General features: G+C 68.8%; 11 protein-coding genes and 1 pseudogene. 2 read left to right on the top strand and 10 right to left on the bottom strand.

All coding sequences use genetic code 11. From position 1 onward, the window contains the following. The 4 genes from AC6H42_RS03225 to AC6H42_RS03210 all read right to left on the bottom strand — a co-directional run bounded on the left by AC6H42_RS03225 (position 1) and on the right by AC6H42_RS03210 (position 6,468). The gene (locus tag AC6H42_RS03225) at positions 1-3,081 is read right to left on the bottom strand and encodes a putative Ig domain-containing protein (protein WP_497547392.1); all 3,081 of its coding nucleotides are present in this window, start codon (positions 3,079-3,081) and stop codon (positions 1-3) included. Between the two features lie 232 nt (positions 3,082-3,313). After that, positions 3,314-3,787, bottom strand: a complete 474-nt coding sequence (locus AC6H42_RS03220; protein WP_057156298.1) for a response regulator — start codon at positions 3,785-3,787, stop codon at positions 3,314-3,316. A gap of 3 nt (positions 3,788-3,790) precedes the next feature. Beyond that, entirely contained in the window at positions 3,791-5,683 is a 1,893-nt protein-coding gene (locus tag AC6H42_RS03215) for a hybrid sensor histidine kinase/response regulator (RefSeq protein WP_497547434.1), read from the bottom strand. Beyond that, positions 5,683-6,468, bottom strand: a complete 786-nt coding sequence (locus AC6H42_RS03210) for a helix-turn-helix transcriptional regulator (protein WP_497547391.1) — start codon at positions 6,466-6,468, stop codon at positions 5,683-5,685. The genes AC6H42_RS03215 and AC6H42_RS03210 overlap by 1 nt, the downstream gene beginning before the upstream one ends. Before the next feature lie 130 nt (positions 6,469-6,598). Between AC6H42_RS03210 and AC6H42_RS03205 the strand changes: the two genes are divergently transcribed. After that, positions 6,599-7,054 carry an SgcJ/EcaC family oxidoreductase gene (locus AC6H42_RS03205; protein ID WP_057156300.1) on the top strand — a complete coding sequence of 152 codons (456 nt, stop codon included), beginning with the start codon at positions 6,599-6,601 and terminating at the stop codon, positions 7,052-7,054. On the opposite strand, the gene AC6H42_RS03200 is transcribed toward AC6H42_RS03205, so the two are convergent. Next, the gene (locus AC6H42_RS03200) at positions 7,051-7,197 is read right to left on the bottom strand and encodes a hypothetical protein (RefSeq protein ID WP_497547390.1); all 147 of its coding nucleotides are present in this window, start codon (positions 7,195-7,197) and stop codon (positions 7,051-7,053) included. The two genes, AC6H42_RS03205 and AC6H42_RS03200, sit on opposite strands and share 4 nt — an antisense overlap. Next, positions 7,194-7,772 (bottom strand): annotated as a pseudogene (locus AC6H42_RS03195) (hypothetical protein); the annotation flags it as partial. The pseudogene AC6H42_RS03195 and the gene AC6H42_RS03200, both read right to left, overlap by 4 nt. Positions 7,773-7,954: 182 nt before the next feature. Between AC6H42_RS03195 and AC6H42_RS03190 the strand changes: the two are divergent. Next, positions 7,955-8,392, top strand: a complete 438-nt coding sequence (locus AC6H42_RS03190; RefSeq protein ID WP_057156302.1) for a universal stress protein — start codon at positions 7,955-7,957, stop codon at positions 8,390-8,392. Positions 8,393-8,408: 16 nt separating this feature from the next. Here the strand turns inward: AC6H42_RS03190 and AC6H42_RS03185 are convergent, their stop codons facing one another. The 4 genes from AC6H42_RS03185 to AC6H42_RS03170 all read right to left on the bottom strand — a co-directional run. Next, positions 8,409-10,010, bottom strand: coding sequence for a L,D-transpeptidase family protein (locus tag AC6H42_RS03185; protein WP_497547389.1), 1,602 nt, complete (start codon positions 10,008-10,010; stop codon positions 8,409-8,411). Positions 10,011-10,081: 71 nt separating this feature from the next. Continuing rightward, positions 10,082-10,495 carry a universal stress protein gene (locus AC6H42_RS03180; RefSeq protein ID WP_157200998.1) on the bottom strand — a complete coding sequence of 138 codons (414 nt, stop codon included), beginning with the start codon at positions 10,493-10,495 and terminating at the stop codon, positions 10,082-10,084. A 167-nt stretch (positions 10,496-10,662) separates the two neighbouring features. Beyond that, complete coding sequence (locus AC6H42_RS03175; protein WP_497547388.1) at positions 10,663-11,445, bottom strand: Crp/Fnr family transcriptional regulator; 783 nt, start codon at positions 11,443-11,445, stop codon at positions 10,663-10,665. A gap of 80 nt (positions 11,446-11,525) precedes the next feature. After that, the coding region (locus AC6H42_RS03170) for a Crp/Fnr family transcriptional regulator (RefSeq protein ID WP_497547387.1) at positions 11,526-12,140 on the bottom strand (615 nt) is incomplete at its 5' end.

Here is a 12,140-nt window from a genome sequence, read left to right as displayed (position 1 = left end):
TTAATATTTGACGCTGATGAGTTTGCGGACATAGCTGATCGGCGCCTTGGCCGGATTGCTGAAGACCGTGGTGACGGTGGCGGTTTGGCCGGGCGCCAGTCCGGTCGTCGGCAGCGTGATGTAGGGCACGCCGTTCTTCACGCCGCTGGCGTTGTCCAGCGTGACGCCGGCGCTCAGTCCTTGCAGGTGCAGGTGCAGCGGCCCGGTGAGCGTGGTCTGCGTGGTGTTGGTGAAGGCCACCGTGCCGGTGTACTTCTGCGTGAAGCGGTTCACCGCCAGGCCCGATTGCACCATCCGGACGCTGGCACTCACGTCCTCAGGCGCCAGCAGGTCGTAGCGGTTGCCGTGGAAGCGGAACTCGCTGTACGACGAAATGCCGGGGTAGGCCGGATCGGTTGGCGGACCGGGATGGTCCACCCGCACCATGAAGTAGCGGTAGCGTTCATCTTCCAGGCCTTCCACAACGGGAATCACTTCCATCTCGAAGTTGCGGTTGCTGGTGTCGGTGGTTTCGCGGCTGGTCAGCAGCGTCCAGCTCGAATTGTCGCTCGAACCGTACACATTGATACCCTGCGAGCGGTTACCGAACATGAAGCGCGCCTGGATGCCGAAGGCGCCCACCGACACGCGGTAGTTCTCGCCGAAGTCGATGGTGACCACGTTGCGCAGGTCGCCCGAGGTGCTGTTATAGTCGCCATCCACCAGCAGGGCCGCGCGGGAGGCGTCCAGCACCGTGGTGGTGACCATGCTCTTGCTCCAGTCCAGGCTGCCGTCCGAGGCCACGCGCGGGTTCAGCAGCTGCAGCTTGGCCGCCACCGCCTTGACGGCGTTCAGCAGCGCGCCGAACTCGGCGTCCGGCACCGTCAGCATGGACGCCTGCAGCGGCGCCAGTTCGGCCTGGAACGCAGCCAGCGAAGTGGTGGTGTAAATGCTGGCCGGATCGTAGGCCCCCATCGCCGAGGCGAAGGCGGCGGCGCGGTCGGGCTGTACGCTCAGCCTGGTGGTCATGGTGCTGATCGACACGCCGTCGGTGGCGCTGATGATCACGTCGTGCAGGCCCGCCTGCGCCGCCGTCGGGGTCCAGTTGAGCGTGCCGTTGGTGCTGTCCAGCGTGGCCCCAGGGGGCAGGCTGATGGCCTGGTACACCACGCTGTCGCCCGCTTGCGCGTCGGTGGCGGTGTAGGCGGCCTGGTAGGGCACGCCCTGCACGATCAGCTCGGTGGCGGGGAAGGCAGGCATGGCGAAGCGCGGCGGCGTGAGCTGGGTGGGCGCGGCCATGTTGACGAAGTCCACATCCACCGTGGCGCCTTCGGCGCCGGTGAACTTGAAGTAGATGATGTTGTCGCCGAAGCCGCGCCCGGCGCTGGCGGTCCACGACGAATCGGGTACGATGTAGCGCCACTGGCCGCCGGTGTCCGGCACGGTCATCTCGCTCCAGGGCAGGCCGGTGGCGGAGCCGCTGGCGGCCAGCCTGGTCACCGCGTTGGTGCGCACCATCAGGCCCACCGGCGCGTACTTGGCGCGGTCCGCGTAGCGCACGTCGTGGAATACCACGGTGGCGCCGGCCGGCGTGACCCTGGCGTGGCCAAAGGTGCGTTCGGCTTCGGTCTCGGTGCTCCATTCGCCGTCCAGGAAGACCGCCTTGCGCTCGGTCTCCAGCATGCCGGTGTTGGGCGGCAGCGGCACGCCGGTCAGCGGCGGCGGCAGGGTGAGGAAGGCTTCCGCACCCATGTCCTTGTTGGCGGGCGCGGCCGGGCCCCAGGCAGTGACCGGGCCGTCCGCATGGGCGGCGGCGGTGGCCAGGAAGGGCGCCAGCGCGTCCACGTCCACGCCCTGTTCATGCTTGTAGACGTTGTACAGCTCGGGTATGCCGCCCACTTCGTACAGGCGGCCGCGGTAGGCGCCGGAGATGTAGGAGGTGCCGCCGCTCAGGTCCGCCCAGGGCGCGTTGTAGCCCAGCATGTACTGGGCGAAGGCGTTCGCGCCCATCAGCACGCGGTTGCCGCCGAAGTGGTAGACGCTGACCGCGTCGCCGGAAGTCGATGGCACGCCCGTGTGGGGGTCGACCTTGGTGCCTTGGGCGGTGACCATGCGCAGCAGGCCGGTCAGGTTGTCCACGTTGTCGCCGCCGTGGGCCTGGTCGCGTTGCATTTCCTGGATCTGGTAGAAAGGATAGCCGGCCTTGTTGTAGGGATTGTCGCTGTCGACCAGCGGGATCAGCGGCAGGATGGCGCCGTTGATGTCCTGGCGGGTGGAACTGGCGTTGACCGTCATCCATTCCACGGTCTCGTCGTAGCGGGCGCGGTTGTCGGTGAAGATGGCGCCGGCCATGCGGCCGATCAGCGAGTACAGGTGCTGGTTCATGAAGCGCTCCTTGCTGGCGAAGAAGGTGCGCTCCATCGGGTCGATCAGGTTGTCCTTCAGCTTCTGGGTGTCGGTGTCGGTCCAGGCCAGCGGGTAGGCGGTGTAGGCCGGATCGCCCGGCGTATAGCGCATGATCTCGGCGGCGGCCAGCATGCGGAACAGCGGCACGCCGGTGTGGATGTGCGCGTCCGGATAGTAGGCGTAGCCGGCCGGGTTCATATTGCTCCAGGTGCGCAGGATGCGCATGGCGTTGCGGCGGTACTCGTTCTGGCCGGTCATGTAGTACAGGATGGCCTGGGTCAGCGCGCCTTGCGAATCGTTGATGATGCGGGTCTGCGCGGTGTTGCCGTTGAAGTTGGGCGTATTGGGCGTGTCCACCTTGGTGGCGTCGCGGTTGGTGGGCTGCAGGTTGATGTTGGCGTAGTTGCAGCACACCGTGGCCATGATGCTGTAGTAGGTCTTGTACGGTTCGACATCGGCGCGCGTTTGCGCGCGCGCATAATCAAGCTGCTGCAGCGTGAAACCCAGGGCAGGGTGCTTGATGCCGGCCGCGCTGACCACTGGCTGGGCCACCGGGGTGGCAACGAAGTTGAGCGCCTGCGCGGGACTGCCTGCAAGAACCAGTAGCGCCGATGTCACTGATAGCGCTATCATCCCGAGTTTGCCGCAACTGGCGCTTGCGGCGCGCTGCTGCTCCGGTTTGGATTGTTTGTGCATAATTTTTCCTTATAGTTGTGAAATCACGCTCCATTGGTGTATCGGGCATTTGTGTCTCCTTGATGCCTTGTTATCGATACCAGTGTAAATATAGCATGACATTCCAACTGCGGAGCGCACGATTGTTATCGATATCTCAGGTTGTTGTATCCGAAACACCATGCGCACCCAGGCTGGCCGACCGGAGCGGCCTGCCACATGACCGCATCGCGTATGCGACGGCGACGCGGGTTCAGCGCCCGCGCGCTGCGGGCGGCCAGGGGGCGATCGGCGGTGCGCTGGGCGACAGCGCTTGCAGGCGCTTGTAGAGTGCCCGCGTCTCAAGCAGGTTCCATACGCGCAGCATGGCTTCTATGGTGTCGAAGGGTTTGGTCAGGAAATCCTTGGCGCCCAGCGACAGCGCGCGGCGCTTGGCTTCGCCGGTGGCGTCGGCGGTGACCACCAGCACCGGGCGAAAGTCGTAAGGGTCGCCGCGCCGCTTCAACTGTTCCAGTACCGCGTAGCCGTCCAGTTCCGGCATCATCAGGTCCAGCACGATCAGGTCCGGGTCGAACGCGGCGTACAGCTCTAGCGCTTTTTGCGCGTCGGTGGTGCCCACCACGTGGGTCAGGCCTTCGCGCGTCAGCAGGTCTTCCAGCAGCCGCAGGTTGGCGGGCTGGTCGTCGATGATCAGCACGCGCGAGGCCAGTAAATCGTCTTCGTTCATGGCTTATCCTTTTATCCTGTCCAGCAGCGCGAAAAATTCCGGCAGATCGAGCGGCTTTTTCAGCTGGCCGTCGGTGCCAGGCGCCGCAGCCATGCCGAGCGCCACCACCGGCACCGCAGCCAGGGCCGGGCCGCCGCGCCAGCGAGCCAGCATGGCGCCCGCCCCGGCCAGCGACATGTCCAGCAGCAGCACCGCCGGCTTGCGCTGCAAGGCCAGCGTCCAACCCACGTCGGCGCTGCGCGCGGTGGACAGGTCCCAGCCTGGCCGTCTCGCCATCAGCGTCTCCATCAGTGCCAGCGTGGAAGCGTCGCCGTCCACGCACAGCACGGCGGGTCTTTGTGCCTGCTGCACCGATATGGCCGGCGGCGGCGGGGCCACGGCCGGCTCGGCCTGCGGCCCCGCAGGCGCTGCGCGCGGCAGGCGGAGGGTGAACACGCTGCCCTTGGCGGGCAGGTTGGCGGCGGCGATGCTGCCGCCCATCGCGTCGGCCAGCGAGCGCGATACCGCCAGGCCCAGTCCTATCCCGTCGGTCTTGCCGCCTTCAGCGCCCAGCCGGTCGAACGGCGTGAACAGGCGCTCCTGCCTATCGGCCGGGATGCCGGCGCCGTCGTCCTCGATGGCGATGGCCACCGAGGCGGGGGCGCCGCCGTTCTGCGCAGCCGGCTGCGCGCTGACCGCGACGCGCACCTGGCCGCCCGCTGCGTTGTACTTGATGGCGTTGGACAGCAGGTTCAGCATTACCTGCATGAGGCGTTGCCGGTCGGCCAGCACGGCAAGCCCGCCGCAGTAGTCCGGCGCCGGCAACTGCACCTGGTACTGCGCTGCCAGCGGCTTGAGCAGGGTCAGCGCCTCCTGCAGCACCGGCGCCAGCGGCACCGGGGCCGATGCCATCGGCAGCTGGCCGGCCTCGATGCGGCCTACGTCCAGCACGTCGTCGATCAGCGACAGCAGGTGCTGCCCCGCGCCGATGATGTGCGCGGCGTGCTGTTTGTTCTGGTGGTTTGCCGCGCCGCTCTCCAAGAGCTGGGCGAATCCCAGTATGGCGTTGAGCGGGGTGCGCAATTCATGGCTGGTGCGGGACAGGAACTCTGTCTTGGCAAGGCTGGCGGCCCGCGCCGCAGTGGCGCGGTTGGCCAGCAACAAGCTGGCCCTGTGCAGGCGCTCGGCCAGGCGGCCAAGCTCATCGTTCGCGGCGCCGGCGGCGATCAGCGGCTGGTCGTTCACCAGGCGTTCCGCGTTTTCGGCCGCCAGCCGCACCCGCCGCACTACGCGGATGGTGAACAGCAGCATGGCAAGCGCGCCGGCCAGTCCCACCCCGACGGTGGCGGCGTTCATCAGGAAGTGGCGCCGCAAGGCTTCCTGCACGGCGGCGGTGCGGGCTTCCACCAGCACGGCTTCGCGCGCGTTCATCACGCCGATACCGTCGCGCAGCTGGTTCAGTATCTGCCTGCCGGCCACCAGGCTGGCGCGCAGGTCGCCGGCCTCGGTGCCGTACTGCTTGCGCAGCGTGTTCAGGCCCGCCAGTTTGTGCCGCACCAGCGGCAGCAGGCGCTGCAGCCGCGCCAGCTGCTCGGGGTCGCGCACGTTTTCCTGCAAGCTGGCCATGGCGGCCGGCAGGCGCGCTTCGGCGATCCGGTACGGCGCCAGGAAGTCATCCACTCCGGTCAGCAGGTAGCCGCGCACGCCGGTGGCGGCTTCGGCGATCAGGGCATGCAGCAGCTGGATATCGCGCTGCACCTTCAGTGTGCGCAGCATTTCGGCGGTGGCGTCGGCGCTCTGGCGCTCCAGCTTGTGGCTGGTGGCCACGGAACCGAGCAGCATGGCCAGCGAGGCGGCGATGACCACGCCGCCCTTGACCGCCAGCGGCCAGTGCTTCCAGTGCAGGCCGGGGCGCATCACCGGCCGTATCCGCAGTCCACCGCGCAGACCGCGGCCTGGGTGCGGTCGCGCAGGTCGAGTTTGTGCAGGATGCGTTCGATATGCACTTTGACGGTGCCGGCCGCTATGCCCAGTTCCGCGGCCATGGCGGCATTGGTCAGTCCGCGCGGCATCAGGGCGAACACTTGCAGCTCGCGGGTGGTCAGCTGCTTGAGCTTGGCGGCCGTCTCCATGCCGGCGCTGCGCGCGGCCGGCTTGCTGGCCGACAGGTAGGCGGCGGCCAGCATGGTGGCCAGTACCTGCAGCACGTCCAGGTCGTCGGCACTGGGCGGTGGCGCCTGGCGCGTCGTGATCAGCGCCAGGATGCCGGTACTCCTGCCGTGCAAGCGCATCGGCACCAGCACTTCCACGCCGCCGGCCCTGCTGCGGCCGATCAGCAGGCGGCTCTGCACATTCTGCTGGACCTGTGGCAGAGCGTCCTCCAGCAATGCCGCATGCAGCGTGCCGGTGACGGGCAGGGACGCGCCTACCGGGTAGGCCGCGCCTTGGGCTGCGTGCACTTGCAAGCCGTCCCCATGCCGGAACAGCAGCACGCCGTCTTCCATCGACAGGAAAGCCAGCGCGCGGGCCAGGATCGCGCTCATGGCGGCGGAACTGCCGCCGGCGCCGGCCAGCGCAAGGCCGGCGTCGCTCAACAGGCGCAGGCGCGAGGCGCTGCCTTCGGTGTGGCGGTAGCGGTGGCGGGCGACGCGGGCGGTTCCGGGCGCGGCGGTGGAGGCGAGGGTGGCTGGGTTATTCATCATGCTATTTTGTCGTGTACACAATTATATGCCAACCGGCATATGCAAGATCCGCCGGCCGGCCGATTCCGTGCGGCCCTCGGCTGCCCATACTTTGGATGTCGCTTTTGACGACTACCATACAAAGGAACCCATGCGCTACCTGACCCTGATCCCATTCGCCTGCGCCTTGCTGGCGTCGAACGTCCATGCCGCCACATCCGAGCCTTGCCACGCCGCTTCGGAGAAGGAGATTGCGGGCTTGTTCGACCGCTGGAATGCTTCGCTGCAGACCGGCAACCCTGCCAAGGTGGTGGCCAACTATGCCAGCAAGTCCGTGCTGCTGCCCACGCTGTCGAACAAGCCGCGGCTGACGGCGGACGAAAAGGCCGATTATTTCGTGCATTTCCTGGAAGGCAAACCGGTTGGCAGCATCGACAGCCGCAGCATCGAGGTCGATTGCAACAGCGCGGTCGATGCTGGCCTGTACACCTTCAAGTTCGCCGACGGCAAGCAGGTGAAGGCGCGCTACACCTTTACCTACAAGTGGAGCAAGGGCCAGTGGCTGATCACCAGCCACCATTCGTCGGCCATGCCCGAGAAGGGCTAAGCGGACTGCGATGCGCGGGCCAGCGCGATGCAGCGCCTGGGCACGACCAGGGTGGGGGCGACCAGGTCCACGGCGATGCCGCCTACGTCGAAGCCGGGCTGCCGGGCCAGCAGTATGTGCAGCTCAGTGCAGCCCGGTATCAATACCCTCGCGCCGCGCGCGGCCGGGTGGGTGATGGCACCAGCAATCCAAATGGCCTTGTCGGGCGCGCAGGCCGGCGCGCCGTGAGTGCAGCCTGCAAATCCGATATGGCCGAAGTGCTCATAGGCTTCGCTGCGGCTAGCAGCGCGGTGTGGTCGCTGCGCCTGCAGATCATCGTAGTGCGTGCCCTGAGGCCGGCCGGCGCCACCGAGGTGGTGTCGGAGGCAGTGGAATCCTGACTGCAGCTGGCATCGTTCTCGCTGTTCGCGGTCGGCTTGCCAATGGCGCGCGCCAGGCGGCGCACCAGCCAGTGCTCGAGGCACCGGGCCGCTGCCAGGCAGGCCAGCATGATCAGCGGCGCGGTCCGAACGGTGTTCCTGGACAAGGCCAGCAACGCCGACAGCGCCATCATGGCGCCGATCAGCGCGCCGTTCCAGGGCTGGCCGGTGGCGAAGTTGACCGCCGCCAGCGCCAGCAGCGGCGACAGCGGGCTGGCCAGCAAGCTCAGGAAGTGGGCTGGCGCGCCGCGCCGGCGGTGCGGCGCCACGGTATTGGGCCCGCAGCTGCGCAGTCGGGCCTGCGCCTCGCGGCGCGGTTGCGCCTGTGCGGTGCGCGGTCTTGGTGCTCATGCGGCGATAGTAAGGTGGCGCGGCGAAAAAAAATCGATGCAGCTCACCTCGGCCGGATTTGATCCAGATCATGGCTGCGCCGCGCTCGACCGGGGCATAGTGGCGGCATTGCAACCAATGAAAGTTTTCCATGTTTAAGCACATCCTGCTTCCCACCGACGGTTCGCCGCTGTCGGCTTCCGCCATTCCGCGGGCCCTGGCCCTGGCCCGCAGCTGCGGCGCGCGCGTGACCGTGGTGCACGTGGTGAGCGACTACCACGTGTTCAGCTGCGGCGCCGAGATCCTGGCCGAGACCCGCGAACAGTACCTGCAGCAGACGGCCACCCATGCGCGCATGCTGCTGGCCGGGATCGGCGAGCAGGCCAAGGAGATGGGTGTGCGCTGCGATACGGTGGCGCTCAGCGCCGAGGAGGCCTACGAGGCCATGCTGCAGACCGCGCGCGAGCAGGGCTGCGACCTGGTCTGCATGGCCGCGCACGGCCGGCACGGCAACAAGGGCCTGCCCCTGGGAAGCGAAACCCTGAAGGTGCTGGCGCACAGCCACATTCCCGTGCTGGTGTTCCGCTGACGCGGGCGGCGCCCTGTCAATGCGGCGCCGCGCCGGTGCGGCGGCGCGCCGCCTGCGCGGCTTGCAGCGCGGCTTCCAGCTCGGCGTCCAGCCCGTAGATGTCGTTGGCGAACAGGGTGCGGCCGTCCTGGCTCGCCAGCGCGGTGGCGTAGAAGATGACCACCGGCAGTGATGCGCGCAGCGGCACGTTGCGGGTCTGGCCCTGCGCCAGCGCCTGCTCCACCGCGTCCGGATTCCAGCCTGCCTGGCCCTCCAGCACAAATGCGGCCAGCGCGGCCGGCTGCTCCACGCGTATGCAGCCGTGGCTGAAGTCGCGCCGCGTGGCCTGGAACAGCTGGCGCGCCGGGGTGGCGTGCAGGTAGATGTCCATGGCGTTGGGCAGGCCGAACTTGAGCGGACCGAGCGCGTTCTGCGCGCCGGGGCGCTGGCGCACGCGCAGGGCGCCTGAGCGCAGCGCGGCCAGCGCGCCGGAGCCGTCGCCGGCGGGGCGCCCCTGGCGGTCCACCAGTTCCATGTCGTACCGGGGAAGGTAGTCCGGGTCCCTGGTTAGGGCCGGCAGGATTTCGTTGCGGGTGATGCTGGTGGGGACGTTCCAGTACGGGTGGAATTCCACGTAGCGCAGTTGGCCGATGAACAGCGGCGTGGGATGCAGGCCGGCGCGGCCGACGATCACGCGCATCGCCAGCGCCGGCTGCGCCGCCGCGTCCGTGGAGCGGAAGGCCCACAGGCGGTAGGAGGGCAGGTTGATGGCGATGAGGGGACCCTGCAGTTCGGGCAGCCAGCGCAGGCGCTCGAGCGCCAGTTCGATTTGCCGCACGCGCCTGGACAGCGGCACCTGCAGGGCGGCCATGGTCTGGGCGCCCAGCTTGCCGTCGGCGGCCAGGCCGTGCCTGTCCTGGAAGCGCGCCACGGCCTCCGCCAATTCGGGCGCATAGTCCTCGCCGGCGCCGCCGCGGACTCCCGCTTCGAGGTCGCCAAACGCCCGCAGCAGGACGCGCAAGGCTGCGGCGCCACGGTAGCTGTCGCCGGGTCCCAGGGCTTTGCTGGAAGGGAGTGGCGGCAAGGCCTCGAATTGTTGCGCAGCCAGTTCCCGGTAGCGTGCCAGGCTGGCGGTCAGGCGGCTGTAAAGCGGCAGCTGGGGCGCGGCAGCGGCGGACAGTTCGTCCAGTCTGCCAGCGGCCAGCGCCTGGCGCAGCAGGGGGGCTGGATCGAAGGGAGCGGCCGGCGCGCCGGCGCCGGCGCCTGCGCTGAGCTTGCGGCTGGTGCGGCCTGCGCGCAGGTCGTGCAGGTAGCGCAGCATGGACAGTGTGAGGGCGGCGTCGGCTTGCGCCGGGGGGGCCGCTTGCGGGGCGATGGCGTAGTCGTCGGGCGATAGCCCGTGTTCACCGGCCCTGGCTAGCAGCGTCTGTGCCCTGGCGGCCAGAGGCGAGCCGGCGCCGCTCCAGGCGGGGGCATAGGCGCGGGGCGCGTAGAAGCTCGCCAGCCAGGCGCTTTCTTCGCGGTGGCTGCCGGTGTCGGCGCGCGCTGGGCTGTGCGGGCCGGCGACCAGCAGGGCTGGCAGCGCCGCGATCATCAAGGCGCGCAGCACGGCGCGCAGCGACGTAAAGCGCAAGGCCATGCGCGGGGCATGAACCGGGGCTGAAAGCTGGGCACGGTGCAGGGCATGCGGCAGCCCTGGCGCGGGCCGGCTCAAACCGGGGCAGCCAGCGGGATGCCGCACTGGCGCAGGGCGGACAGGCAGGCCGCGTCCGGCGCGTGCTCCATCGCGTCGAGGAAAATCATGTCGCAGTTCTGTTCGCGCGCCGCCGCAATCATCGCAGCGCCGGGCGCGGCGGCGCAGCGCGTGAGCACGATGCAGGGCACGCCGGCGGCCGCGGCAGCCGCTTCAACCTCGCGCAGCGCGTTGCTGGAGTGGACGATGCTGGCCGGGCGCTCGCTTTCGGGCAGGTAGCTGTCGTCCTCCGGCGTGGCCAGATCGTCGCACGGCAGCAAATACATGGCGACGACCGAGGCCGCGTTCGCGCGCGCCAGCCGCATGCAGCGTTCGATGGGCTGCGTGGCGCGCGGGTTGCCGTCGATCGGCAGCAGGATGGAATGGGGCATGCTGGTCTCCTTGGCGGAAATGGCGGAAATGGCGGAAATGGCGGTATTGACGGTATTGGCGGCCAGGAGGCCGCAACACCATTGTCGGCTGCTGCGGGCGGGGGCGGCTTTGATCTGGATCAATTCCAGCGGGATTCACAGGGCCGGACAAACGCGGCGGCGCCGCGTCAGCGCTGTGCAGTGTGGGCCGCCTCGGGCGCGCCGCTTTCGCCGTCAGCCATGCGTTGCAGGCCGGGCTGGTCGGTCAGCACGATATGGCGCCGCTCCACGCGCAGCACGCCTTCGCGCTGCAGGCGCAGCAGTTGGCGCGTGATGGTGGCGTCGGTCAGTCCCAGGTAGTCGCCGATATCCTGCCGCGTCAGCGGCAGCTCGATGCACACGCGGCCGGCTTCGAGGTGGCGGCTCGACCAAGCCAGCTGCAGCAGGTAGCAGGCGATCTTTTGCTCGGCCCTCGGATAGCTCAGCATCACGGCCAGGCCGTGCTGGCGGGCCAGTTCCTGGCTAAGCATTTGCTCCAGGCGCCGTTCCAGCGCCGGAAAGCGGCGCGCCGCCTCCAGCAGGCGCGGATGCGACAGTTCGCACAAGACGCTGTCGGCGGTGGCGCTGGCGGCGCTGGCATGCCTTTCGCAGCCCAGCACGTCCAGTCCCAGCAGCGTCCCGCGTCCGGGCAGGCCGGTGATGCGCTGGTCGCCGTCCGGCGTCAGGCGGTAGCACTTGAAATGGCCGCTGCGCACCGCGTACACGCGCCCGCGCACCGCTTCGTTCATCTGGTACAGCCCTTCGCCGCGCAGCAGGCGGTAGCGCTGCAGCACCAGGCTGTCGATGCGGGCGCATGTCTCGTCGTCCATGCCGGCCGGCAGGCAGGCGGCGCGCGCTTCGCAGCCGAGGCAGGACATGGCGCGGGTGTCCATGCGCAAGGGAATGACGTTGCGGGGAGAACGGGCGCTCATGGCGGACTCCTTTTGCCCGTGGAACAGCGGGCGCAGGAACGATGATAGCGGGCAGCGGCTGCGCGCGGGATTGATCCAGATCAAACCCGCGCCAGTTTGATCACGCGGTCCGGCGATGGGCTGGCCGGCGCCGCCAGCGCCTCCAGGCCGGGCCGGTCCAGCAGCGCCACCTCGTGGCGGCCCGCCGCGACCAGGCCGAGCTGGCTGAAACGCCGCAGCAGCCGGCTCAGGCATTCCGGGCTCAGGTTGAGGAAGGCGGCCAGATCCTGGCGCGCCATCGGCAGCGCGAAGCGCACTTCGGAACAGCCGCGCGCGCCGTGCCACGCCGCCTGGCGCAACAGGAAGGCGGCCAGGCGCTGCTCGGCGGTGGTGCGGCGCTGTTGCAGCAGCACGTCCTGCATATCGCGGATGCTGTGGCTGATGATCCCCTGGAAGAACTGCGGCTGCTCGCGCATGCTGGCGTAGCTCATGTCGCATACCTCGCTATCCTCCAGCGCCACGGCGCTACAGTCGTGGCGCGCCAGGCCGATCGCTTCGAGCGCCAGGAAGTCGCCGCTGCCGGGAAAACCCAGGATCAGGCGGCCGCCGGCGCGGTCGCTGCGGGTGAGCTTGAAGCTGCCGTAGCGCACCGCGTAGACCTGTTCGCCGACCGGTGCGCCGGCGCAGTACAGGGCGGCGCCGCGCGCCACGCGGAT

Source organism: Massilia sp. NBRC 108631, assembly GCF_059704565.1.
The sequence above is the reverse complement of the archived record's forward strand: the minus strand, read 5'-3'. Positions and strand labels throughout refer to the sequence as shown.